The sequence below is a fragment of the Streptomyces sp. MS06 genome (assembly GCF_047200655.1).
GTDB lineage: Bacteria > Actinomycetota > Actinomycetes > Streptomycetales > Streptomycetaceae > Streptomyces.
The window spans coordinates 73,245-98,225 of sequence record NZ_JBJZOJ010000020.1 but is presented as its reverse complement, the minus strand read 5'-3'; the positions used below and the strand labels follow the sequence as shown (position 1 = coordinate 98,225).

Here is a 24,981-nt window from a genome sequence, read left to right as displayed (position 1 = left end):
GCGCGAGTATGCATGGAGGAGGGCACGGATCGTGCAGAGGGAGGCTTTCGCCATGACCGGGACAGCACCGCAGCCCACCGCACCGGGCGCGCCCCGGGCGGCCGGCGCGCACCGTCTGGACGCCGTCCACGTCGAGGGGGACGTGTACGCCGTCGACGTGCGAGGTCACCGCCTGCTGGTCGACCAGCCCGCGCACGCGGGCGGCACGGACACCGCCCCGACGCCGACCGAGCTGTTCGCCGCCTCCCTGGCCACCTGCGTCGCCTTCTACGCCGGCCGCCACCTGGACCACCACGGGCTGGGGCGCACCGGTCTGCGGGTGGCCGTGGAGTACACCATGGCGCACGATCCACCGGCCCGGGTGGCGGCGATCCGCCTGACCGTCACCCCGCCGCCCGGCCTCTCCGAGGAGCGGCGCGCGGCCCTGATCGCGGTCGCCTCGCACTGCGTGGTGCACCGCACCCTGCAGCAGCCGCCCGCGGTCGACATCGTGCTCGCGCCATGAGCCGGGAACCGGCGCCGGCGGGTCCGGCGCTCGTGGAACGCATCCGCCGGGGGCTCATCGGTGACGACGAGGTGCTGGACGGGCCGTACGGCCCGCAGCGGATCGTCTACGCCGACTACACCGCCTCCGGCCGCTCCCTGGACTTCATCGAGGACTTCGTCCGCGAACAGGTCCTGCCGCGCTACGGCAACACCCACACCGAGAGCTCCGGCACCGGGCTGCAGACCACCCGGCTGCGCGAGGACGCCCGCCGGATCGTGCGCGACGCGGTCGGCGGCACCGAGGACGACCTGGTGATCTTCTGCGGTTCCGGGGCCACCGCGGCGGTCGGCAAACTGGTCGGCGTCCTCGGGCTGCGCCGCCCCGACCGGCCCCCGCCCGCGGAGCGCCCGGTGGTCTTCCTCGGCCCGTACGAGCACCACTCCAACGAGCTGCCCTGGCGCGAGTCGGTCGCCGACGTGGTGGTGGTCGACGAGGACCGGGACGGCCACATCGACCTCGCCTCGCTGGAGTCCGCGCTGCGGCGCCACGCGGACCGCCCGCTGCTCATCGGCTCCTTCTCGGCGGCGTCCAACGTCACCGGCATCCTCACGGACACCGAGCGCATCGCCGCTCTGCTGCACGCCCACGGCGCGCTCTCCTTCTGGGACTACGCGGCGGCCGCTCCCTACGTCCCGATCCGGGCGGCCGAGAGCGCGCCGGGAGCGGGCGACCACAAGGACGCGCTGTTCTTCTCCCCGCACAAGTTCGTCGGCGGCCCGCAGACCCCGGGCGTCCTGGTGGTACGGCGGGACCTCGTCGTCAACGCGGTGCCCACGGTGCCCGGCGGCGGCACTGTCTCCTTCGTCGACCCGCTGGGCCACCGCTACCTCGACGATCCCGTGGCCCGCGAGGAGGGGGGCACCCCCGCCATCGTGGAGTCCGTCCGTGCGGGCCTGGTGCTGGCCCTCAAGCAGGCCGTCGGCACCGAGGTGATCCAGGCGGCGGAGGAACGGCACTGGCGGCGGGCCCTGGACCGCTGGGAGCGCAATCCGGCCCTGGAGATCCTCGGCAACCACCGCGCCCGGCGCCTGTCGATCGTCTCCTTCCGGGTCCGCCACGGGGACCGCGGCCACCTGCACCACAACTACGTGGTGGCCCTGCTCAACGACCTGTTCGGCATCCAGGCGCGTGGCGGCTGCTCGTGCGCGGGGCCCTACGGGCACCGCCTGCTGGCCATCGACGCGGTCACCTCGCACGCCCTGCGGGACGAGGTGGTGCACGGTTGCGACGGCATCAAACCGGGCTGGGTGCGCCTGAACTTCAACTACTTCATCAGCGACACGGTCCGCGACTACCTGATCGACGCCGTCGACCTGATCGCCCGGCAGGGGCACCGGCTGCTGCCCGACTACCGCTTCGACCCGCACACCGGGCAGTGGCACCACCGCAGCGGCCCTCCGGACCCTCCGCTGCGGCTGACCGACGTGCGGTGGACGGCCGACGGGATCACCGTGCCGGCCCGCCGGCACCGCCGGCGGGGCGAGGAGGCCCTGGCCGGGCAGCTGGCCCGCGCCCGCGCCGTGCTCGCGGCGCGCCCGGACGGTCTGGGCGGCGGCCCCACCGGGCTGCCCGACGCGGTCGAACGGATGCGCTGGTTCCCGCTGCCGCCCGAGTGCATGGAACAGAACCGGTCCGCCAGCTGTTGAACCCGATACCCCGCCGGGTATATGAGAGGAGCGGGTCCGCCATGCCGACCGTGGAACTGACCAAGGACAACTTCGAGGAGACCGTCACCGGCTCCGACATCGTACTGATCGACTTCTGGGCCGCGTGGTGCGGACCGTGCCGGACGTTCGCACCGGTCTTCGAGAGGGCGGCCGCGAACCATCCCGACATCGTGTTCGGCAAGGTCGACACGGAGGCGCAGCCCGAGCTCGCCGCCGCGTTCCGGATCTCCTCCATCCCCACCCTGATGGCCGTGCGCGAACGGACCGTCCTCTACTCGCAGCCGGGCGCTCTGCCGCCGCAGGCGCTGGAGGAGCTGATCGCCGGTGTTCGCGACGTGGACCTGGACGACGTGCGTCGCCAGGCCGCGGCCGGCAGCACCCCCGACCAACGCTGACCGGAGCCCGACAGGGCTCCTCCCCCGCGCGGCGCGGCCGCGCGATCGCCGCCGGACCGGAAGGCCGGCGGCGATCGACGGTCCGGCCGCCGCACCTGCCCCGCCCCGCGGCCGGCCGCTTCCCGTTCCTCGAACGTTCAGCGTGCCGTTGATGCCCCGGCTGTGTGTCGTCCCTAGGTTTCCTGAGGGTTCGGGAAGAAGGGGCTATGGACACACTGCGCGCGGTCCGGGCTCGCGGGATCACCAAGAGCTTCGGCGACGTCGTCGCGCTCGACGGCGTCGAGCTGGAGGTGGCACCGGGGCGGATCCACGGTCTGGTCGGACCCAACGGGGCCGGCAAGACCACCCTGCTCGGCCTGCTGCTGGGACTGGCGGCACCGGACGCCGGCAGCCTGGAGATCCTCGGGGAAGCGGTGCGCCGCCCGCTCGCCGTCCCCGACGGCGTCGCCGGTTTCGTCGACGGGCCGGGCCTGTACCCGTCCCTGACGGCCCGCCGGAACCTGGCCGCGCTGGCCGCACTGCACGGCCGCGGCTTACGGGCCGCCGGCGTCGACGACGCCCTCGCCCAGGTGGGCCTCACCGAGGTCGCCGACGACCGGATCCGCGGCTTCTCCCTCGGCATGCGCCAGCGGCTCGGGCTCGCCGCCGCCCTGCTGACCGGCCCGCGGCTGCTGGTGCTCGACGAGCCGTCCAACGGCCTCGACCCGGCCGGCAAGAAGCACGTGCACGGCGTCCTCACCCGGCTCGCGGCGGACGGAACGACCGTCGTGCTCTCCAGCCACCGCATGGACGACGTCGAGGCACTGTGCTCCGAGGTCACCCTGCTGGCCACCGGCCGGGTCGTGTTCTCCGGACCGCTCGGCCGGCTCGCCTCGAGGAACAGCGAGCTGGACTACCGGCTGCTCACCTCCGATCCGGACGCCGCCCGCCGGATCGCCGCCGGCACCCCCGGCATCCGTCCCGCCGACGCCCCCGCATCTCACCGCGACGAGGAAGCGCTCCTGGTGCGCGCCCCGGTACCCGCCCTCGACGAACTGGTCGTGCGGCTGGTGCGGGCGGGCGTCGCGGTGCGCGAACTGGTGCCCGTGGTGTCGCCGCTGGAGGCGGCCTTCCTCGCCCTGACCGCACCTCAGGAGGCAGACGCGTGACCGAGGTCCGCACCGCAGGAGGCCGGAGTGCGGCCGAGGCCCGCGCCCCGGGGAACAGGGGCGTGACCGGGGCCGGCAGCGCGCGCCCCGCCGGCGGGCGCCGCGTCCCGGTGGGCCGGTGCTACCGCTTCGAGCTGGTCAAGTCGTTCTCCCAGTGGCGCATCCGCCTGCTGGTGCCGCTCTGCTGGATCGCCCCGGGGGTCTTCGTCGCCGCGGTCAGCAGGCAGAGCACTCTGCCCGCGGACACCCTCTTCGGGCGCTGGATGCACGCCACCGGCTGGGCCGGACCGCTGGTCCTCCTCGGGTTCGCGGGTTCCTGGGGGCTTCCGCTGCTCACCTCGGTGGTGGCAGGCGACGTGTTCGCCGCCGAGGACCGGCTCGGCACCTGGCGCCATCTGCTCGTGGCGGTGCGGTCCCCCCGGCGGATCTTCGCCGCGAAGGCACTGGCCGGACTCACCGTCCTGCTGCTGCTCGTGGCGGGACTGGCCTGCTCCAGTGCGGTCGGCGGGATCGCGGCGGTCGGCGACCGGCCGCTGGTCGGCCTCGACGGGCACCTGCTGACGGCGTCGGACGCCGCCGGCCGGGTGCTGCTCGCCTGGCTGTGCGCACTCGCGCCGACCCTTGCCCTGGCCGGTATCGGACTGCTCGGCTCGGTGGCACTGGGGCGGTCCCCGACAGGGCTGCTGCTGCCCGCGCTCGCCGCCCTCACCATGCAGCTGGCGCAGATGCTGCCGCTGCCCGTCGCCGTGCGCCTCGCCCTGCCCGGCTACGCCTTCATCAGCTGGAACGGCCTGTTCACCGCCCCGACCCAGCTCACCCCCCTGCTGATCGCGGTCGCGGTCAGCCTGGTGTGGGCGGTGACCGCGACCGGACTGGCGTATCTGCTCTTCCTGCGGCGGGACTTCACCAACCCGGCCGAGTCCGGCCCGGGGCGGCGCGGGGCCGCCGTCGCGATCCTCCCTCCGGCCGCGCTGCTCGCCGCGACAACCGTGCTGCTCTCCACGACGACCGGGGCGGCCGGTTCCGGGATCGGGCAGGGCAAGGTGGAGCGCGCCCTGGCCACGGAGTTCGCCCACCTGTACCGCATGCAGACCGCGCAACTGCACCGGCCCGACGTGACCGAGACCCGGTTGCGCGCCTCCGCCGCGTGCAGCAAGGGCGGCGAGCGGTTCGCCGGCGCGGGCCCGGGCAACGACTGGCGTTGCGTCGTGTCCTGGCACCTCCCCGACGTGGACGCCGTGGGCACGGCCGTCTACCAGCTCGACATCACCCCCGACGGGCGGTTCGTCGCCGACGGCGACGGGCCGAAGGAAGTGAACGGCTACTTCCTGGTGCACACCCCCCACGGGGACGCACCGAACCCGCTCTGGCAGTTCGACGGCAGCGTCGAACTGCTCCACACCACGCCGAAGGGATGACTCCATGCAGGTAACACGCCGACGCAGGCGTGTCCACGACGCCCGTCCCGCCTTCCTCCGCAGACGCCTGGGCCGCCGCCTCCCCCTGGTGACCGCCGGCATCACGGCCCTCGCCCTGGTCGCCGCCGGCACCACCTTCGCGCAGACCCGCGGGTTCGGGCACGACCAGGTCGGCCAGACCACCGCGCGCGGCCGGGTCGTCGCCGACGACCAGTACCTCGACCCCTACGGCGACCGCTTCGTCGTCGACGACGGCAAGATCATGTCCTCGACGGTCAGCCCGGACGGCGGCCACCTCGCCGCCTCGGTCACCGACGGCCACAAGGTGCTGGTGGTCGTCGACCTCGCGAGCGGCGAGGTCGTGCAGAGCATCGCCGCCGCCAAGGGCGGCCAGGCCACCGACGTCGGCCAGGAGGGCCCCACCTACTCTCCCGACGGCAGGCAGCTGTGGCTGGGGCGGACCGACGGGTACACCAGGTACCGCGTCGGCGCGGACGGCACCCTCTCCGACCCGGTGGCCGTCCCCATCCCGGCCCGCGGCTCGCAGCACGCGCTCGCGGCCGCCGCGGTGTTCTCCCCCGACGGATCCACCGTGTACGCCGCGGTCAACGGCCAGAACCGGGTGGTCGCGATCGACGCTGCGACCGGCGTGATCCGGCACAGCTGGGACGTGGGCAACGCCCCGCGCGGGATGGCCGAGGCGGGCGGCAAGCTGTACGTGAGCAACGAGGGAGGGCGTCCGGCCCGGCCCGGCGACACCACGGTCAACTCGTACGGCACGCAGGTCCCCGCGGACCCGGTGACCGCGGCGACCACCACCGGAACGGTCAGCGTCATCGATCCGTCCCACCCCGACGCCCCGGTGCGCAGCATCGGCGTCGGGCTGCACCCGACCGCGGTGTACGCCAAGGACGGTGCGGTGTTCGTCACCGACACCGCCACCAACGACGTGTCCGTCATCGACGCGTCGAAGGACGAGGTCGTGCAGACCGTCGACACGCAGCCGTGGCCCGAGGCGTCGGTGGGCTACGAGCCGGACGCGGTGACCCTGACCGACGACGGCCGCCTGCTGGTGACGCTGGGGCGGGCCGACGCGGTGGCCGTGTACCGGTACACGAGCCCGCAGGAGCCCGTCGGCTACGTGGGCCTGCTGCCCACGGACTACTTCCCCGCGGAGATCGCCACCGTCGGCGACCGGGTGGTGGTCTCCAACACCCGCGGCATCGACGCCCGCCGGCCGAACGCCGGCGGTGCGCACAGCACCCACGACACGACGTCGAGCGTGCAGCGGTTCACGATGCCCGCCGACCGGGTCGTCAGGGCCGAGACGGCCAAGGTGTTCCGGCAGAACGGCTGGACCCCCGGCTCGGTCCTCACCCGCCACGGCAGGGGCACGGCCGCGCCGGTACCCGTCCCGCAGCGGCTCGGCGACCCCTCGACGATCAAACACGTCTTCCTGATCGTCAAGGAGAACCGGACCTACGACCAGGTCTTCGGGGACATGCCGGAAGGCGACGGCGACCCGTCGCTGACGGAGTTCGGTGAGAACGTGACACCGAACCAGCACGCCCTGGCCCGGCAGTTCGGCCTGTACGACAACACGTACGACATCGGCACCAACTCCGCCGAGGGCCACAACTGGCTGATGCAGGCGGACAATCCGGAGTACACCGAGTCCTCGGCCGGCGAGTACCGGCGCAGCTACGACACCGAGGACGACGCGCTCGGCCACCAGCGCTCGGGGTTCCTGTGGACGGGTGCGCAGGCGGCCGGGAGGTCGGTGCGGGACTTCGGCGAGTTCCAGCAGTTCCTCACCAAGCCGAGCGGCGCGAGCTGGCAGAACCTGTACTGCGACACCCGCACCATGCGGGCGACCGGCGCGGACACCTCCTACCGGCTGGTGTCGTCCTCGCCGATCCCGTCGCTCAACGCGGTGTCGGTGCACGGGTTCGCCAAGTTCGACACCAGTGTCCCGGACGTCTACCGGGCCGAGATCTGGAAGCGGGACTTCGAGCAGAACGGTCCCGCGGACCTGAACATGTTCTGGCTGTCCAGCGACCACACCGGCGGCCCGGCGGGCGCGGCCGCCCAGGTCGCGGACAACGACCTGGCCACGGGCAGGATCGTCGACGAGATCTCGCACAGCAGGTACTGGAAGGACTCGGCGATCTTCGTGGTGGAGGACGACTCCCAGGCCGGACTCGACCACGTCGACGGCCACCGCGCGCCGATCCAGATCATCAGCCCCTGGGCCCGCCGCGGCGTCGTCGACAGCCACTACTACAGCCAGATCATGGTCGTCCGGACCATCGAGCAGATCCTCGGCATCCACCCGATGAACCAGAAGGACAGCGCCGCCACCCCGATGCGCGCCGCGTTCACCCGGCACCCCGACTTCGGGCCGTTCCGGGCGCTGCCGAACCGCGTGCCCCTGACCGACGGTCTGGCGACGCCGCCCTCCTGCGGCGTGGACGCCCCGGCGGCCCAGGACCCGCAGGCGGCGCTCGTCGCACCGGAGAAGGTTCCGGCCGGCAAGCGGAAGCTGGCGGCCGAGTGGGCGCGCTGGAAGGCGCGGCAGCGGCTGACCGGGCCGCACGCGGTGCCCGACTACGCCAACCCGGCGCAGATGAACCACCTCACGTGGTACGAGACGCACGGCTGGACGAAGCCCTACCCCGGCGAGGACGAGGTGTACCCGCCCGAGCGGGTGCCGGGTGCGTTCCTCCCGTCGTCGGAGTCCGACGGCTGACGTCGGCGGCTCCCTCGGCGGGGTCCCGGGCCGGGCAGGACGCCGGTCCGGGGCCCCGCCCCGTTGCCGCCGCCCGCACCCCGGCTCCGGGGACCCGGCCGGCCCGGTCCTCCGGGGTCGGCGGCCTGCACGGGGCGGTCAACCGGGGAAGCGGCCCTGGGAGCGCAGCGTCCAGCGGCGCTCGGCGTACGCCAGGTCGTCCCGCCACAGCCGGCCGGCCGCGGCCCGCATCAGGGGGCGCAGCAGCGGGGCTGCGCGGCGGGCGGCGGTGAAGCCGGGCCGCTCGGAGACGGCGAGGACCGCCTCCACCACCGAGGTCCGCGGACGCCCCAGGGCGTCCGGCCCGAGCGGGGTGGCATGGGTCTCCACCACGGAGCCCACGCCCTCCCCGTCGGTGATCCGCATGACGACCGTGCGGGGCCCGGGTGCGGTGAAGACGGCGCGCACCGGTACCACCAGTCGGCCGGCGACCTTGAAGGCGACGTCGACGGTGAAGGAGTCGTCCTCGTCGTGCACTCCGTCCGCTCCGTCCGCGCCGTGCACTCCGTCGGCGCCGTCTCCGCCGTCCCGGCGCGCCCCGCCGGCCGGGGAGGGCGACCGTACGACGGTGAGGTCGACGAAGGAGTAGGGGTGGAACCAGGCTCCGTGCCAGGGGTCGAGTCGGTTGGCGACCACGTCCTCGGGCTCGCAGACGCCCGTACCGGTGTACACGGCGGTCACCGCTGCGCCGGCCGCCGGGCGCGGCGGTACCGGCGGGTGCCCGGTGGGGGTCTCCGCCCCGGCGTCGTCGAGACGCACCCAGAGCAGCACGCCGTCGTCGTGTGCGGGCCACGGCTCCCAGCCGGCGAACGGCGTCCCGTCCAGGGCCAGTCCGTGCCAGTGGCACACCAGGGTGCCGCAGCTCACCGGGCTGTCCCGGAGCGGGGCCCCCAGGTGGGGGCAGCCGCCCGGCCCGGCCACCAGGCGGCCGCCGGGATCGCGCCACAGCACGACCTCGCGGCCGGCGACGGCGCGGGCCAGCGGCCGGTCGGGACGCAGCTCGCGGGAGCCCCCGACGACGTACCAGTTGCCGGTGGGGCGGGCCTGGGCCCGTTTGAGGGCCTCGGCGATCAGGGCGGGGCGGGCGTCGCGCCAGGTGGGGCGCTGACGCTCCCAGCGGACCGGGGAGCGGCGCAGCCGCAGCGGCAGGCGCGATCGTGCGGACGCCTTGGCGCGCTTCACTCGACCTCCAGGTGCGGGACGTGGGAACGGGTGGGCGGTGCGGACGGCTCGGCCTGGGCGGGGGTCGCGGGCGCGTCGAGGGGACTCGGCGCCTCGAGGGGCGCCGGCGCGGCGGCCGGGGCACGCCGCCCGGCGGTGACGCGGGCCGCGGCCAGCCGCAGCAGTCCGTCCGCGGCGACGGAGGCACGCCGCCTGCGCGACACCACGGCACGCCGGTGCAGTGCCGCGTACCCGGTCGCGGCGACCGCGTCCAGGATGTCGCCGTACAGGACGAACGCGGTGCGGATGCAGGGCCTGGAGACCGGGTCGAGCAGCGCGATGCCGGGCTCGGCGCGCCGGTAGGCGGCACGGGTGAGGGACTCGAACTCGCGGAGCGCGGCGGTGACCCGGGGGTCGGTTCGCCGCGTCCGCCGGCAGTGGTGCAGCAGCTCCCGGTGCACGCCGTGCGCGTCGAGGAGGTCCTCGGGCAGGTACACCCGGCCTCGGTCGAGGTCCTCCCCGACGTCCCGCAGGAAGTTCGTGAGCTGGAAGGCGACGCCGAGTTCCGCCGCGTGGGGGGCCGCCTCCTCCCGCGGCGCGACGGTGCCGAGCACGGGCAGCATCTGCAGGCCGATCACCGCGGCCGAGCCGTGCATGTACCGGCGCAGGTCGTCGTAGGTGGCGTAGCAGGAGACCGTGAGGTCGCTGCGCATGGCCGCGAGGAAGTCGGCGAAGTGGCGGTGGTCGATGGCGTACCGGCGGGCGGTGTCGGCGAGGGCCCGCACCACCGGCTCGGCGCCGGGTCCCCCGGCCAGTCCGAGCGCGAGGTCGTCGTCCAGCCGTTCCAGGGCGCGGGCGCGGGCGTCCGGGGCGAGTCCGCTGTCGAGGGAGTCGACGATGTCGTCGGCCCAGCGGGCGAAGCCGTACAGGGCGTGCACGGCGGGGCGCCGGTCGGGGGTGAGGAGGCGGGTGGCGAGGAAGTAGGTGCGGCCGTGTCGGGCGTTGAGCCGGCGGCAGCGACTGTAGGCGGCTCGCAGGTCCGGGTCGGTGATACCGGCGGCGTCCAGTTCCCGGGCGGTCATGGACGTGCTCCTTCGGGGCGGGTGGAGAGGCGGGCCGAGGGGCGGGAGCCCCGAGTGGTGCCGCCGCGGCCGGGGCCGGTGATCCGGGCGGCGGCCAGCTTTCCGGAGAGCAGGACGGGCGGCACCCCCACTCCGGGGGTGGTGCCGCAGCCGGCCAGCACCGCGTTGGCGGTGCCGCGGACCAGGTTGCGGGGGCGGAACGGGCCGGTCTGGGCGAAGGTGTGCGCGGCGGAGAACGGGGTGCCCGCGGCATGGCCCTGGGCCGTCCAGTCGGCCGGTGTCACCAGGCATTCCTCCTCGATGGCCGCCCCGATGCCGTGCAGTCCGCGCTGCTCCAGTTCGCGCAGCAGCGCGTCGCGGTAGCGGGGGCCGAGGTCGTGCCAGTCGGCGGGCCCGGGGCCGATCCCGGTGTTCGGGCAGGGCGCCAGGATGTAGTGCAGGTGGTGTCCCGGCGGGGCCAGCCCGGGATCGGAGGCGGTGGGCCGGGTGATCAGCAGCGAGGGGTCGCTCATCAGCTCGCCCGTGCGGGTGAGCTCGTCGAAGGTGCGCTGCCAGGCGTGCCCGAAGGACAGCGTGTGGTGGGCGAGCTGCGGCCAGGTGCGGTCGCAGCCGGCGTGCAGGACGACCGCCGAGGGGGCGTGCCGCAGCCGTGCGGGGCGGCGAGGGGCGCGGCCGAGGAGGCGGTAGGTGACCGGTAGGTCGGGGGTGAGCACGACGGCGTCGCAGGGGATGCGGCCCTGGTCGGTGATGACCGCGGTGATCCGGTCGCCGGTGCGTTCCAGTCGGGTGACCGTGCGGCCGTAGTGGAGGACGGCCCCGGCGTCCTCGGCGGTCTCGGCCATGGCCGTCGGCAGGCTGTGCATGCCGCCGCGCGGGAAGTACACGCCGGCGACGGTGTCCATGTAGGCGATCACGGCGTAGGCGGCGAGGGCGCGGGCCGGGGCCACGCCCGCGTACAGGGACTGGAAGGTGAAGACGCGCCGCAGCCGCTCGTCGCCGAGGTGGCGGGCGACGCCGGACTCCCAGCGGCCGAAGCCGCCGAGGGCGGCCAGCCGGTAGAGGTCCGGGCCGAGCAGTTGCCACGGCGCGTCGAAGTCGGCGTCGAGGAAACGGTTCCGTTCGGCGCGGTACAGCTCCGTCAGCCAGCGGCGCAGCCTGCGGTAGCCGGCCGCCTCGGCGGGACCGGCGAAGCGCTCCACCTCCGCCTCCATGGCGTCCGCGTCGGTGTGCACGTCGAGGCTGCTGCCGTCGGCGAAGGAGGCCCGGTAGGCGGGGTGCAGCGGGATCAGTTCGACGCGGTCGCGCAGTGCGGCGCCGACCGCGGCGAAGGCCTCGTCGGCGATCTCCGGCATGGTCAGCACCGTCGGCCCGGTGTCGATGCGGTAGCCGCCGCGGACCAGCCGGCCGGCCCGCCCGCCGGGGCCGGTGTCGCGTTCGACGATGGTCACCCGCCGTCCCGCGCCGAGCAGGTGCAGGGCGGCGGACAGGCCGGCCAGCCCGGCTCCGACGACCACCACGTGGTCGGTGGGTCCCTTCAGCGTCCTGGTCACCGGCGGGCCTCCGTCCCCGCGGCGGCGAACGCGGCGGCGAACGGCAGCCCGCCGACCCGTTCGGCGGCCTCCCGGCGGGTGCCGGTCAGCTCGGCGAGCAGGGTGCGCAGCACGGCCGCCGGTTCCGGTTCCAGTCCCGCTCCGGCGAGATGGCGCAGGGCCTGGCGGGCGAGCCGTTCCACCTTCTCCCGGACCAGGTCGCGGGTGCCGGTCGCGGTGAGCACGTCACGGACCCGGTCCAGGCCCTCCTCGGTCAGGTCGGCGCGCCCGAGCGAGTCCCGCAGGACGCCCAGCGCCGCCGGGTCGGCGGCGGCGCGGGCCCGGGCCACCGCCATGAGGTAGGTGGGCTTGCCCTCGCGGACGTCCCCGCCGGACGGCTTGCCGGTGGCGGCGGGGTCGGCGAACAGGTCGTCGAGGTCGTCCCGGAGTTGGAAGGCGAGGCCGGCGCAGCGGCCCGCCCGGCACAGCGCCTGCGTCGCCGACGGGCCTGCCCCGGCGAGTGCGGCACCCATTTGCAGGGGCCGCTCGACGCTGTACAGGGCGCTCTTGAGGCAGGCGGCCCGCAGGGCGCGGTTGAGGGTCGACTCCCCGGTGGCCTGGCCCTGCACGTCGAGGTACTGCCCGGCGACCATCTCCGTCCGCGCGGTGCGCCACACGTCGCGGATCCGCTGCACCGCGCCGGGCGGGAGGGCGGCGGCGTCCAGCAGGAGGTCCGTCATCACGTCGTCGGCCCAGGCCAGGGCGAGGTCGCCGGCGAGCACGGCGGCCGCCTCGCCGAGCCGGTGCGCCGAGCGGGGCGGCTGACGGTCGGCGTACTGCCGAGCGACGGCGGTGTGCAGCGCGGGACGGCCCCGGCGGGTGGTGGCGTCGTCCATGAGGTCGTCGTGCACGAGCGCGCAGGTCTGCAGCAGTTCCAGCGCGGCGCCGGCCCGCAGCGCCGCGTCGACCTGCGCCGGGTCGCCGCCGCCGCAGGCCCGCAGGGACCACCACAGCAGGCGCGGCCTCCCGCGGCGTCCCCCCTGCAGGGTGAAGTCGGCGACGCGGTCGGCGAGATCGCCGGCGAAGAGCAGGTCCAGGCCCCGGGCGGGGGCCAGACGGGTGGCGAGGAGGCGGGCCAGCGTGTCGCGGACGGCCTCCGCGACATCGCCGTCCACGGCGCGCGGGTCCGGGACGGGACGCGCGGGAGCCGGGCGGCCCGGGTCCGTGCCGGCCGCCGGGGGGCGGGCGGCGCCCCCCGGCGGCTCGCTCCTGCGGTGGTCGGGATCGGGTGGGCCACCCGGCGAGGCCGTACTCGGACACATCTCCTGGGTGGAGCTCATCAGGGATCCTCTCGCCCGTCGTGTCACCTGCATGTGGACACATTCCGCGCGGGGCGCCGACCCGGATGCGCCATTCGGGGAACGTACGTCCGTCGCGCTCGCGCATCCGGGTCGCACCTCCGCGGGGAAGACGGCCGCGGGGGGAACGGCTGTCGGTGGGCACCCGGAGTGCGCACGGCGGGGGATCAGGCGGGCGAGGAGGCGGATGTGAGCAGCGTGAGCGGTGAGCGGCGGTGGGACGTCGTGGTGGTGGGAGCCGGGCTCGCCGGGCTGGCGTGCGCCCGGGACCTGCGGGACGCCGGGCTGCGGGTGCGGGTGCTGGAGGCCGGGGACCGGGTGGGCGGCCGGACGCGCACCGACCGGGTCGAGGGCTGCGTCGTCGACCGGGGGTTCCAGGTCTTCAACACGGCCTATCCGCAGGTGCGCCGGCGGCTGCCGCTCGGGCGCCTGCTGCTGCGGCCCTTCACTCCGGGGCTCCTGGTGCACACCGGTGAGGGGCGGCAGCGGTTCGCCGATCCGACGAGGACGCCCCGTGCGGCGCTGCGCGCGCTGCCGGGCGGTCCGGCCGGCCCGCGGGACCTGGCGGCCCTGGCCGCGCTGACCGGCTGGGACATGCTGGCGCCGGCGGCGCTCGTGCGGCGGGCGCGGGACCGCTCCACCCGGGAGGCCCTGGCCGCGGCGGGTTTCGGCGAGGACTTCGTGGAGCGGTTCTTCCGCCCCTTCCTGTCGGGGGTGTTCCTGGAGGACGAACTGGCCACCTCCGCCCGGTTCTTCCACCTGGTGTGGCGGAGCATGGCCCGCGGCACGATCTGCCTGCCCGCCGAGGGCGTGCGGGCGGTGCCGGAACTGCTGGCGGAGGGGCTGCCGCCGGGGACGGTCGGCCTGGACTCGCCGGTGACGGCTCTCGTCGAGGGCGGCGTCCTCGTCGGCGGGGAGCGCACGGTGGCGGCGCGGGCCGTGGTGGTGGCCGCGGGCCCCGCGGCGGCGGCACACCTGCTGCCGGGTCTGAAGGTGCCGCCGTACCGCACCGTCACCACGTACTACCACCTCGCGCCGCGTTCACCGCTGCGCGAACCGACGCTCCTGACGGACGTGCGGCGCCGCTTCGCGAACAGTTGCGTGCTGACCGAGGTGCACCCCTCGTACGCGCCGCGCGGGTACGCGCTGGTGGCGACCTCCGTCCTGGGCGCGGAGTCCGAGGGGCGCGAGCCCGCGGTGCGCGCGGCCCTGGCCGAGTGCTACGGCACCGACACCACCGGCTGGGATCTGCTGACCGCCCGGACGGTGGCACAGGCGCTGCCCGCGATGGAGCCGGGGCTGCCGCTCACACGTACCACCCGGGCGGGGGCCGGGCGGTACGTGTGCGGCGACCACCGGGCGACGGGGTCGGTGCAGGGCGCGCTGGCCTCGGGGGCGCGGGCCGCGCGGGAGGTGGCGGCCGACCTGGCCCGCGGCTGAGCACGGCGCGGGCGGGACGCGACCGGCGGACACCGCAGGGGTGCGCTCCGGTTCGCCCGGCGCGGGGCACGCGGCCCCTCGGGTGACCGGGCCGCGGTCAGGGCGGTGCGTCGCCCCGCTCCCGCTCGGTGCGCAGCACCTCCTCGACGTCCCCGAGCCGGTCCAGGCCCTGCACGGCCCGGGAGGTGCGCCGGTTGCCGGCGAGGACGGCGCGATGGCGGTGGACGAAGGACCAGTAGCCGGTGGTGAACGGGCAGGCCCGCTCGCCGGTGCGGTCGCCCGGGCGGTGGGCGCAGCCGCGGCACAGGTCGCTCATGCGGTGCAGGTAGGCGCCGCCGGAGGTGTAGGGCTTGGTGGTCATGCGGCCGCCGTCGGCGTACTGGGACATGCCGATGACGTTGGGCAGCATCACCCAGTCGTAGCCGTCGACGAAGCAGCGGTGGAACCAGTCGGTGACGGCGCGGGGGTCCCAGCCGCGCTGGAGCGCGTGGCTGCCCAGCACCATCAGCCGGGGGATGTGGTGGGTCCAGCCGGTGTCCCGCACCTGGGCGAGGACGGTGGACAGGCAGCGGGCGGTGACGGCGTCGGCGTCCAGTTCGAGGAACCACCCGGGCAGCGGGGCCCGGTGGCGCAGCGCGTTGCGGTGGCGGTAGTCCTCGCCGAAGTACCAGTAGAGCTGCCACACGTACTCGCGCCAGCCGGCGACCTGCCGGACGAAGCCCTCGACGCTGTGGACCGGCGCGCGGCCGGCGCGCCAGGCGTCCTCCGCGGCGGCGACGACTTCGGCGGGGTCGAGCAGGCCGAGGTTGAGGGAGGTGGACAGCAGGCTGTGGCTCATCACCGGGTCGGCGGCGAGCATGGCGTCCTCGTGCGGGCCGAACCCGGCGAGCCGGTGCTCGGTGAACCGGCGCAGCGCGGCCAGGGCCTCGCGGCGGGAGGCGGGGAAGAGGCGCGGTCCGTCCCGGCCGACGAAGCGGATGCCGTCCTCGCGCTCCCACCGGTCCAGGTCGGCGCGGACCTCCTCGTCGATGCCGTCCTCACGGGGCCGGTACGGCCGGGGCGCGTCGAGTGTGCGCGCCCCTCGGGGCGGGGGTTCGCGGTTGGCGTGGTCGTGGTTCCAGCGGCCGCCGGCCGGGGTGTCGCCGTCCATCAGCAGGTCCTGCTCGCGGCGGACCCAGCGGTAGAAGTCCTCCTGCCGCAGCCGGCGTCCGTCGCGTCCGTCGGCCCAGGCGCGGAATTCCTCGTGCGGCAGCAGGAAGCCGCGGGCCGGCAGCACCCGCACCCGGTCCAGGGAGCGGACCAGGCGCAGGGCGGCCCGCGAGGTGGGGTGGTGGACGGTGACGCCGCCGTCGCCGGCCGCCTCGCGGAGCCCTTCGCGGTAGGTGTCGGCGCGCACGTAGCGGACGCGGTCGCCGAGTTCGGCGGCCCGGTGGCGCATCGCGGAGAGCACCAGGTGGGCCTTGGCCCGGTGGAAGCGGCGCCGGCGGAACACCGAGCGGGCCTCGATCATCACCACCGGCGCGTCCCCGGCCGGGCCCGACGGGCCGGGCGTGAGGAAGTGGGGGCCGAGCTGGTCGCCGAACAGCCAGTGCCGTTCCGTCACGGGGCGCGCTCCTCAGTTCCGCCGGTCGCGGGCCCGGCGGAACCGGTCCAGTCCGTCGGACAGGTCGACGATCGGGTCGGGGTAGTCGAGCGCGGCACGGTCCAGGCCGGCCAGCTTCCACGGTTCGTGCACGTGGCGGCCGTCGACGTCGGCGAGTTCGGGCACCCAGCGGCGGACGTAGGTCCCGTCGGGGTCGTACCGCTTGGCCTGGGTGACCGGGTTGAGGACCCGGTTGGGGCGGGTGTCGGTGCCGGTGCCCGCCATCCACTGCCAGTTGAGCTGGTTGTTGGCGATGTCGCCGTCGACCAGCCACCGCAGGAAGTGGGCGGCGCCGACCCGCCAGTCGACGTACAGCGTCTTGCACAGGAAGCTGGCCGCCAGCAGCCTGGCCCGGTTGTGCATCCAGCCCTCGTGGCGGAGCTGCCGCATCGCCGCGTCGATCACCGGGTAGCCGGTGCGGCCCTCCCGCCACGCCTCGACGTCGTCCCGCGCCGTGCGCTCGGAGCGCCAGTGGTCGTGCTTGGTGCGGTAGTCGGCATGCGCGGCGGACGGGCGGGCGGCGAGGACCTGGTGGTGGAAGTCGCGCCAGGCGAGCTGCCGGACGAACGACTCGGCACCGGCGCCGCCGTGCCTGCGGGCCCGGTGGACCAGTTCCACCGGGGACAGGGTGCCGAAGTGCAGGTCCGCGGAGAGCCGGGAGGTGGCGTCGGCGGCCAGGTCGTCGCGGGTGTCGTCGTAGGCGCCCAGGCCGTGCCGCCAGTAGGCGGTCACCCTCCTGCGGGCCTCGCTCTCGCCGCCGGCGGGCAGGGCGGGCGAGACGCCGGTTCCGTCGCCGCGGGCGGGCGGGCGCTCCCCCTTGACGTGTTCGGGGACGTGCACCCGGCGGGGCGCCGGTGCCGCGGCGCGCAGCGCGACCCGGTCCCAGTGCCGGTGGTAGGGCGTGAAGACGGCGAAGTGGTCCGAGGAGGCCGGTGTGACCTCTCCGGGCGGCACGGCGACGGTGACCGCGTCGTGGACGAAGAAGCGGCGGCCGTCGGACTCCAGTGCCCGCCGCAGGCGGTCCTCGCGGCGGGCCCCGAACCTGCTGTGCGTCGCCGCCATGTGCACCTCGTCGGCGTCCGCCTCCGCCACGACCCGGCACACCTCCTCCACCGGGTCGCCGGAGCGCACCACGAGGCGTCCGCCGCGCTCGCGGAGGGCGGTGTCGAGGTCGGTCAGGCAGTCGGCGAGGAAGGCGCTGCGGTTGGGTGTGTCGAACCCGGCCGCCGACACGGCGCGGTCGCGCACGAACAGCGGGACGACCGCGTCGGCGGAGTCGAGCGCGGCGGTCAGCGGCGGATGGTCGTGCAGACGCAGGTCGGAGGTGAACAGGACGACCGAGACGTGCATGGGTTTCAGCTTCTCTCCGGAGGACGACGGCGGCCGGTACGGACCGGTATGTCTTCCGGGGAGGCCGGGGCCGCGGATGCGGTGCCGTGGCCGGCGGCGGATCCGGTGCCGTGGCCGGCGGCGGATCCGGGGTCTCCCCGCCCGGGCCCGGGGGTGCCGCCGCCCGCGGCGTCCTGCCCGGCCCCGGGGGTCGCACCGCCCGTGACCGCGCTCCCGGCGGTGGCCGCCTGCCGCGGCTGCCCGCCGCGGGCGCAGGCGGTACGCACGATGTTGCGGGCCATACCGCCGAAGACGACCGCGTGGAACGGGGAGATGCTCCACCAGTACAGGTGTCCGAGCAGCCCGCGGGGGTGGAACAGGGCCCGCTGCCGGTAGCGCACCGGTCCGTCTCCTTCGCCGCCGTCCACCCCCATCTCCAGCCAGGCCAGTCCGGGCAGCCGCATCTCCGCCCTGAGCCGCAGCAGACGCCCCCGCTGGATCTCCTCCACCCGCCAGAAGTCCAGCGAGTCGCCGACCCGGAGTCTGCGGGCGTCGCGGCGGCCCCTGCGCAGTCCGACCCCGCCGACCATGCGGTCGAGCCGGCCGCGCACCGCCCAGGCCAGGGGGAAGGAGTACCAGCCGTTCTCCCCGCCGATGCCCTCGATGACCTCCCACAGCGCCTCGGGGTCGGTGTCCGCCTCGCGTTCCCGCAGGTCCGTGTAGAGGCTGCCGCCGGCCCAGTCGGGGTCGGTGGGCAGCGGGTCGCTGGGGGCGCCGGGCACCGAGGCCGACGACCAGCGGGTGGTGACCTGGGCCTCGCGGACGCGCTGCAGCGCCAGCGCGACGGCGCGGTCGAAGCCGAGGGGATGGCCGGGCGGGCTGGGCACGTACCGCTCGATGTCCGCGTCGCGGCACACCACCTCGTGGCGCAGGGACTCGGTGAGCGGGCGGGCGATCGAGGCGGGCACCGGGGTGACCAGCCCCACCCAGTGGCTGGACAGGCCCGGGGTGAGCACGGGCACCGGCAGGATGAGGCGCCGCGGCAGCCCTGCCACGGCGGCGTACCGGCGCATCATGTCCAGGTAGGTGAGCACCTCCGGTCCGCCGATGTCGAAGGTCCGGTTGACGGTGGGCGGCAGGCCGGCGGAACCGACGAGGATGCGCAGCACGTCCCGCACGGCGATCGGCTGGATGCGGGTGTGCACCCAGCGCGGGGTGACCATCACCGGCAGCCGCTCGGTGAGGTAGCGCAGCATCTCGAAGCTGGCGGAGCCGGAACCGATGATGACCGCGGCGCGCAGCACGGCGGTCGGCACGCCCGAGTCGAGCAGGATGCGGCCGACCTGGGCCCGGGAGCGCAGATGCGGGGAGAGTTCGGACGGGGGGACGTTCGCCGGGGTGAGGCCGCCGAGGTAGACGATCCGGCGGGCGTGGGCCCTGCGGGCCTGCTCGCCGAAGACGCGGGCCGCGCGGCGGTCGGTCCGCTCGAAGTCCGGACCGCTGTCGAGCGCGTGCACGAGGTAGTAGGCCACGTCCACGCCCTCCATGGCCCGGGCCACCGAGTCGGCGTCGGTGACGTCCCCCTGGACGATGTCCACCCGGTCGGCCCAGGGGTGGTCGCGGAGTTTGCCGGGGGTGCGGACCAGGCAGCGCACCCGGTGTCCGGCGGCGAGCAGCTCCGGCACCAGCCGCCCGCCGATGTAGCCGCTCGCGCCGGTCACGAGGCAGGTCGCGGGCGCGTCCGCGGCCCGCCCCTCGTCGCGCGTCCCGGTGGCCTGTTCGTCGTCCATGGTTCCGCCTCAGCCGGCCGTGCTGCGCCGGAGCGTCGTCGTGTCCGACCCACGGCGTGCCGCACGGGTCCGTGCAGCACACCGCGGGTCCCTGCGGGTGTCATCGCAGCTCCTACAGGTCTCTACCGTGCGGGCCGCGCCGCCGGATGCGCCCGGTGCGTGTGGCGGCCGGGTGAGCGTTCCGGTGCCGCTCGCCGTGGAGCGGGGCGAGCGCCCGGTCCCACGCAGTGGCGCGCGGGTGCATCCGTTGGCGTTCCGCCGGCCGTAGACGCGGTAGGTTCCCGGTGCTGCCGTCCCCGGCACGCGCCGATTCGTCCCGATGAAGGAGCATGATGTCGTCCGTCCGGCGCACCCGCTGGCTCGTCCCCCTGGTCCTGTTCGTCGTGTGGCTCGGCGTGGGGGGCGTGCTCGGGCCGTTCGCGGGGCGCCTGGGCGAGGTCGCCACCAACGATCGGTCGGCGTTCCTGCCGCGCAGCGCGGAGTCGACGCAGGTGCTGCGGGAGCAGGCCGCGTTCCAGCAGGACGAGTCGCTGCCCGCGATCGTCGTCTGGACGGTCGACGGGAGCAGGTCCGCGGACTCCCTGACGGGCCCGGCCGCGCGGGCCCTGGACTCCCTCGACGGCGACCCGGCGCTCGCCGGGCCGGTGTCCCCGCCCCTGGCCTCCGGGGACGGCGAGGCGCTGCGCGGTGTCGTCCCGCTGCGTCCCGACCTCGGTGACGGGCTCGCGGACGCGCTCGACCGGGTGCGGGCGGCGGCCGGGCAGGTGCCGTCGACCACGGTCCAGCTGGCGGGTCCGGCCGCCAGTCAGGCGGACCTGGCCGACGCGTTCTCCGGCATCGACGGGCTGCTGCTGGTGGTCGCGCTGGTCACAGTGCTGGTGATCCTGCTGCTGGTGTACCGCAGCGTGCTGCTGCCCGTGCTGATCATCCTGGGGGCGGTCTTCGCGCTGGGCCTCGCCTGCGCCGTGGTGTACGCGCTCGCCGACCACGACGTGGTTCGCGTGGACGGCCAGGTGCAGGGCATCCTGTCGATCCTGGTGATCGGCGCGGCGACCGACTACGCGCTGCTGCTGACCGCGCGGCACCGGGAGGAACTGGCCGCCGGCCGGGACCGTTTCGCCGCGGTGCGGGCGGCGGTGCGGCGCTCTGCGGGCGCGGTGGTGGCCAGCGCTTCCACCGTGGCGGTGGGGCTGCTGGCACTGCTGCTGAGCGATCTGACCAACAACCGCGCGCTCGGGCCGGTCGGCGCCATCGGCATCGTGTGCGCCGTACTGTCCGCGCTCACCTTCCTGCCTGCGGTACTGATGCTGCTCGGCCGGGCCGCGTACTGGCCGGCCCGGCCCCGGCCCGGGACCCGGGAGCGCGGGCGCAGGCTGTGGGAGCGGGTCGGGAGCCGGGTCGACCGCACTCCGCGCCGGGTGTGGGCGGTCTGCCTGCTGGTGCTGGTGCCGCTGGCGGCCCTGTCGTCCACGCTCACCTCGAAGGGGGTGCCGCTGGACGAGACCTTCGTCAACGACGCCCCGTCCGTCGCCGCCCAGCAGACGCTCGCCCGGCACTTCCCCGGCGGCTCCGGCAACCCGGCGGTCGTCACCGCGGCCGCCGGCCGGCTCACCGAGGTCTCCGACGCGGCCCGCGGCACCTCCGGCGTCGCCTCGGTGGCACCGCTGACCGGGCAGGGACGGCCCGGAACCGACGCGCCCCCCAAGGTGGCCGACGGGCGGGTACTGCTGTACGTGACGTTGCGTGACGGGGCCGACGGCGAGGAGGCGCGTGCGACGGTGGCCCGGCTGCGGTCCGCCGTGCACGACGTCCCCTCGGCCGACGCGCTGGTGGGCGGCTACACCGCGCAGCGCTACGACACCGAGCAGACCGCCGAACGGGACCGCGCGGTGATCGTCCCGGTGGTACTGGCCGTCATCCTGCTGGTGCTGATCGGGCTGCTGCGCGCGCTGGTGGCGCCGTTGCTGCTGGTGGCGACCGTGGCCCTGAGCTTCCTCGCCACCCTCGGTGTGTCCGCTCTGGTCTTCCAGCACCTGTTCGGCTTCACCGGCACCGATCCGTCCGTGCCGCTGTACGGCTTCGTCTTCCTGGTCGCCCTGGGTGTCGACTACAACATCTTCCTGATGTCGCGGGTGCGGGAGGAGTCGCTGCGGCTCGGGGTGCGCGAGGGCGTGCGGCGGGGCCTGGTCACCACGGGCGGGGTGATCACCTCGGCGGGGGTGGTGCTGGCGGCGACGTTCGCCGCGCTCGTCGTGATCCCGCTGGCGTTCCTGGTGCAGATCGCCTTCATCGTCGCGTTCGGCGTGCTGCTGGACACGCTGGTGGTCCGTTCCCTGCTGGTCCCGGCGCTGGTGCGGGACCTGGGGCGGGCCGCCTGGTGGCCGGGGGGTCTCAGCCGACCGGCGGCCGGCGGCGCCCCCGGCGGGTACGACGGGGAGGCTCCCGCGGTGCCCGCAGAGCGCCGATCCGCCGGCTCGCCGAGCCGCAGCGGCGCGGCCGAGCCGGAGGGGTGACGCCCGTCCCGGCGGCGCCGGCCGCACCCGCCCGCCCACCGCTCCGGACCGGCGGCGCGGTGGATGTCGCGGCACCCGCCGGACGGGGACGCGGCACGGTGCCCGGTACCACTGCGCGGGGCGGCGGGGACGCGGCCCCCGTGGCGGGCGGGCGAGCGGGCGGCGGGGATACGGCCCCCGTGGCGGGCTGGCGCGGCGTTCCGCGTCAACCATCCGTGACCGCGGGTCGCGGCGGTGCCGCCGCGGACGGCGGTCACGGACGGCGGGGGCCGCTGCTCGAGAGGCGGTGCAGGCGCAGCGCGAGCTGTATCTCCAGGACGCGCTCCGGGTGGTGCCAGTCGTCGCCGAGCAGGCGGCCGATGCGTTCCAGCCGCTGGGCGACGGTGTTGACGTGGATGTGCAGGTCGTCCTTGGTGCGCGCGGGGCTCATGCCGCAGGCGAAGTAGGCCTCCAGGGTGCGCAGGAGTTCGGTGCCGCGGCGGCCGTCGTAGCGGACCACCTGGCCGATGGTGCGGTCCACGAAACCTGCGATGTCGCGGTCGCCCGCGAGCAGCAGGCCCAGGAAGCCGAAGTCCTCCGCGGCGGCGCCGTCCCCGGAGCGGCCGAGCAGGCGCAGGGCGTCGAGGCAGCGGCTGCCCTCGGCGTAGGCGGCGGCCATGGCGTCGGGCTGCTGGTTGAAGGGCCGGACGGGGGCGGAGGCGCCCACGGTGACCGGCTCGTGGAGCGCGGTGCCCAGTTGCCGGGAGGTGCGGCGGGCGAGGTCGGTCGCGGTCCGTCCGGGCGGCAGGGGCAGCAGCAGGACCGTGCCGCCGTCGCGGGCGGAGGCCAGTCCCTGCCCGGTGGCGGCCAGGTGGGAGGCGGCGGCCCACAGGCGCCGGCGGGCCGCGGCCTCCTGCTCCGCGTCGCCCGCGGGCCCGTCCAGCCGGGCGGCGAGCACGACGTGGACGGCGTCGAGGTCGGCCTGGAGCCGCGCGGCGCGCGCCCGCAGCAGGCGCCGGTCGTGGTGCCGGGCGTCGAGCAGGTCGTCCAGGAGTTCGCCGCGCACCCGCTGTTCGGCCTCGGCGGCGGAGCGCCGGGCGAGCAGCAGCAGCGAGGTGACCATCGCGGCGCGTTCCAGGGTGCGCTGGTCGACGGGGTCGAGTCCGGGGTGGCCGCGCAGGACGAGGGCGCCGAGCAGTTCGCCGCCGGCCGCCACGGCGGCGATCCAGTCGTCCCGGTGCCGCACGGCGTGGCCGTCCGCCCGGGAGGCCTCCAGCGCCTCCGCGGGCGCGCTGTCCGCCTCGGCGAACTCGACCGCGCCGTCCAGCACCTCGGACACCGCGGCGGCCACGTCGTGCACTCCGCCGCCCCGCAGGACGAGTTCGGCCAGCCGGTCGTGGACCTCGGAGGCGCGTTCGATGACGCCGCTGCGATCCCTGATGATCTCGTTGGCCCGTTCCAGGCCGGCGAGGGCCGAGCGGGTCTCGGTGAGGAGGTTGGCGGTGTCGATGGCGGCCGCGGCGAGCGCGGCGAACGATCCGAGCAGGGCGATCTGCTCCCGCTCGAAGACCCGGGCGCGTCGGTCGGCCGCGAACAGGACGCCGATCACGTCGGCGTCCAGCATCAGCGGTACGCCGAGGATGGCGACCAGGCCCTCGTCGTGGACTCCGGCGTCGATCGCGGTGGTGTGCTGGAAGCGCTCGTCGTGGAAGTAGTCCTCGGTGACGTAGGGCCGGGCGGTCTGCGCGACGAGGCCGCCGAGCCCTTCGCCCATGCCCAGGCGGAGCTGCTGGAAGCGGGCCGCGACCGATCCCTCGGTGACCCGCATGTAGGTGTCTCCCCGGGCGCGGTCGTGGAGGCTGAGGTAGGCGACGTCCGTGCCCAGCAGCGACCGGGCGCGGTGCACGATGGCCTGCAGGACGGCGTCGAGGTCGCGGAGTCCGGCCAGGTCGTGCGCGGTCTCGAACAGCGCCGACAGCTCCGCCTCCCGGCGGCGCCGCCCCTCCAGTTCGGCGCGCACCCGCAGGGCGAGCAGTTTGGCGTGCTCCAGGTCGGCTATCCGCTCGGGCGGCTGCCCCTCGGCGCGCGCCCGCAGCACGGGTTGTTCGTAGGCGTCGGCCGCCACGCCCCTGGCCAGCAGTTCCAGAAACGGCGCCTCGGCACGGTGCCGTGCCGCGTCGGCACCGGTGGCGGAGCGCTCGGCCGACTGAACGTGATCGGGGGACATGCCACCAGCATGGCCCATGGCCGGGCCTTCCGGTCAGGGTCGGGATCCGGGCGCGACCGGGCGCACCGCTTCCGGTCGACCGGTCCGCCCGCGCGGTCAGTGCGCGCGGTCAGTGCGCGGTCCACCCGCCGTCGAGGACCAGGGAGGCGCCGGTCATGAAGGAGGCCGGCGGGCTGCAGAGGTAGGCGACGGCCTCGGCGACCTCCTCCGGTTCGACGAGCCGTTTGACGGCGCTGTCCCGCAGCAGCACCTCGGTCAGGACGCGCTCCTCGGGAATGCCGTGCGCCGCGGCCTGGTCGGCGAGCTGGCGCTGCACGAGCGGGGTGCGCACGTAGCCGGGGTTGACGCAGTTGGAGGTGACGCCGTGGGCGGCGCCTTCGAGGGCGGCCGTCTTGGACAGGCCCTCCAGCCCGTGCTTGGCGGACACGTACGCCGCCTTGTACGCGGAGGCGCGCAGTCCGTGCACGGAGGACATGTTGACGATGCGGCCCCAGCCCTGGGCGTACATGTGGGGCAGCGCGCCGCGGATGAGCCGGAAGGGCGCTTCGAGCATCACGGTGAGGAGGGTGTGGAAGGCGTCCGGCGGGAACTCCTCGATCGGGCGCACGAGCTGTGTTCCGGCGTTGTTGACCAGTATGTCGACACCGGCCGCGGCCCGTTCCGCTGCTTCCAGATCGGTCAGGTCCAGGACGTGGGGTGCGACGCGGCCCGGCAGTCCGGCGGCCTGTTCCGCCAGTGCCTCCAGGCCCGCGGTGTCCCGGTCCACGGCCCGGACGCCGGCTCCGGCGGCCGCCAGCCGCAGCGCGCAGGCGCGGCCGATACCGCCGGCGGCGCCGGTGACGAGAGCGGTGCGGCCGCCGAGGTCGAGTGCGGGGGCGGCTTGGGCGGGGCCGGCGAGGGCACGGGGCGCGGTCATGCGCCGACCCTAGGCAGCGGCGCGGGACCGCCCCATGTGGTCACCCGCCACA

At 75.4% G+C, this 24,981-nt stretch carries 17 protein-coding genes; 8 read left to right on the top strand and 9 right to left on the bottom strand.

Annotated features, from left to right (window positions below; translation table 11 throughout):
- Positions 1-52 precede the first annotated feature (52 nt).
- The 6 genes from ACL02U_RS13670 to ACL02U_RS13645 all read left to right on the top strand — a co-directional run bounded on the left by ACL02U_RS13670 (position 53) and on the right by ACL02U_RS13645 (position 7,924).
- Positions 53-505, top strand: coding sequence for an OsmC family protein (locus ACL02U_RS13670; RefSeq protein WP_412791044.1), 453 nt, complete (start codon positions 53-55; stop codon positions 503-505).
- Entirely contained in the window at positions 502-2,193 is a 1,692-nt protein-coding gene (locus ACL02U_RS13665; RefSeq protein ID WP_412791043.1) for an aminotransferase class V-fold PLP-dependent enzyme, read from the top strand. The genes ACL02U_RS13670 and ACL02U_RS13665 overlap by 4 nt, the downstream gene beginning before the upstream one ends.
- Positions 2,194-2,234: 41 nt before the next feature.
- Positions 2,235-2,609, top strand: a complete 375-nt coding sequence (trxA, locus tag ACL02U_RS13660) for a thioredoxin (protein ID WP_412791042.1) — start codon at positions 2,235-2,237, stop codon at positions 2,607-2,609.
- 206 nt (positions 2,610-2,815) lie between these two features.
- Positions 2,816-3,757 (top strand): ABC transporter ATP-binding protein, encoded by a 942-nt coding sequence (locus tag ACL02U_RS13655; protein ID WP_412791041.1) that lies wholly within the window; start codon positions 2,816-2,818, stop codon positions 3,755-3,757.
- 62 nt (positions 3,758-3,819) lie between these two features.
- On the top strand, positions 3,820-5,175 hold the full coding sequence (locus ACL02U_RS13650) for an ABC transporter permease (protein WP_412791061.1): 1,356 nt from the start codon (positions 3,820-3,822) through the stop codon (positions 5,173-5,175).
- A gap of 4 nt (positions 5,176-5,179) precedes the next feature.
- Entirely contained in the window at positions 5,180-7,924 is a 2,745-nt protein-coding gene (locus ACL02U_RS13645) for a bifunctional YncE family protein/alkaline phosphatase family protein (RefSeq protein WP_412791040.1), read from the top strand.
- Between the two features lie 138 nt (positions 7,925-8,062).
- Here ACL02U_RS13645 and ACL02U_RS13640 read toward each other — a convergent pair whose 3' ends face one another.
- Genes ACL02U_RS13640 through ACL02U_RS13625 form a run of 4 tightly spaced genes read right to left on the bottom strand, consistent with a single transcriptional unit; the run spans position 8,063 to position 12,910 of the window.
- On the bottom strand, positions 8,063-9,145 hold the full coding sequence (locus ACL02U_RS13640; protein WP_412791039.1) for a DUF5914 domain-containing protein: 1,083 nt from the start codon (positions 9,143-9,145) through the stop codon (positions 8,063-8,065).
- Positions 9,142-10,206 carry a phytoene/squalene synthase family protein gene (locus ACL02U_RS13635; RefSeq protein WP_412791038.1) on the bottom strand — a complete coding sequence of 355 codons (1,065 nt, stop codon included), beginning with the start codon at positions 10,204-10,206 and terminating at the stop codon, positions 9,142-9,144. Before ACL02U_RS13635 ends, ACL02U_RS13640 begins: the two co-directional genes overlap by 4 nt.
- Positions 10,203-11,756: a phytoene desaturase family protein gene (gene crtI, locus ACL02U_RS13630; RefSeq protein WP_412791037.1), complete on the bottom strand. Its 1,554-nt coding sequence runs from the start codon at positions 11,754-11,756 to the stop codon at positions 10,203-10,205. Before crtI ends, ACL02U_RS13635 begins: the two co-directional genes overlap by 4 nt.
- Entirely contained in the window at positions 11,753-12,910 is a 1,158-nt protein-coding gene (locus tag ACL02U_RS13625; RefSeq protein ID WP_412791036.1) for a polyprenyl synthetase family protein, read from the bottom strand. The genes crtI and ACL02U_RS13625 overlap by 4 nt, the downstream gene beginning before the upstream one ends.
- A gap of 372 nt (positions 12,911-13,282) precedes the next feature.
- Between ACL02U_RS13625 and ACL02U_RS13620 the strand changes: the two genes are divergently transcribed.
- Positions 13,283-14,533 (top strand): NAD(P)/FAD-dependent oxidoreductase, encoded by a 1,251-nt coding sequence (locus ACL02U_RS13620; RefSeq protein ID WP_412791035.1) that lies wholly within the window; start codon positions 13,283-13,285, stop codon positions 14,531-14,533.
- Between the two features lie 97 nt (positions 14,534-14,630).
- Here the strand turns inward: ACL02U_RS13620 and ACL02U_RS13615 are convergent, their stop codons facing one another.
- Genes ACL02U_RS13615 through ACL02U_RS13605 form a run of 3 tightly spaced genes read right to left on the bottom strand, consistent with a single transcriptional unit; the run spans position 14,631 to position 19,294 of the window.
- Positions 14,631-16,136, bottom strand: coding sequence for a cryptochrome/photolyase family protein (locus ACL02U_RS13615; protein ID WP_412791034.1), 1,506 nt, complete (start codon positions 16,134-16,136; stop codon positions 14,631-14,633).
- A 12-nt stretch (positions 16,137-16,148) separates the two neighbouring features.
- On the bottom strand, positions 16,149-17,525 hold the full coding sequence (locus tag ACL02U_RS13610) for a cryptochrome/photolyase family protein (protein ID WP_412791033.1): 1,377 nt from the start codon (positions 17,523-17,525) through the stop codon (positions 16,149-16,151).
- Between the two features lie 5 nt (positions 17,526-17,530).
- Positions 17,531-19,294 carry an SDR family oxidoreductase gene (locus tag ACL02U_RS13605; protein ID WP_412791032.1) on the bottom strand — a complete coding sequence of 588 codons (1,764 nt, stop codon included), beginning with the start codon at positions 19,292-19,294 and terminating at the stop codon, positions 17,531-17,533.
- 329 nt (positions 19,295-19,623) lie between these two features.
- On the opposite strand from ACL02U_RS13605, the gene ACL02U_RS13600 reads away from it, so the two are divergent.
- Positions 19,624-21,807, top strand: coding sequence for an MMPL family transporter (locus ACL02U_RS13600; RefSeq protein ID WP_412791031.1), 2,184 nt, complete (start codon positions 19,624-19,626; stop codon positions 21,805-21,807).
- Between the two features lie 253 nt (positions 21,808-22,060).
- On the opposite strand, the gene ACL02U_RS13595 is transcribed toward ACL02U_RS13600, so the two are convergent.
- Together ACL02U_RS13595 and ACL02U_RS13590 are read right to left on the bottom strand one after the other, a co-directional pair.
- Positions 22,061-24,013: a helix-turn-helix domain-containing protein gene (locus ACL02U_RS13595; protein ID WP_412791030.1), complete on the bottom strand. Its 1,953-nt coding sequence runs from the start codon at positions 24,011-24,013 to the stop codon at positions 22,061-22,063.
- Between the two features lie 109 nt (positions 24,014-24,122).
- Positions 24,123-24,929: a 3-hydroxybutyrate dehydrogenase gene (locus ACL02U_RS13590; protein ID WP_412791029.1), complete on the bottom strand. Its 807-nt coding sequence runs from the start codon at positions 24,927-24,929 to the stop codon at positions 24,123-24,125.
- Positions 24,930-24,981: the final 52 nt, after the last annotated feature.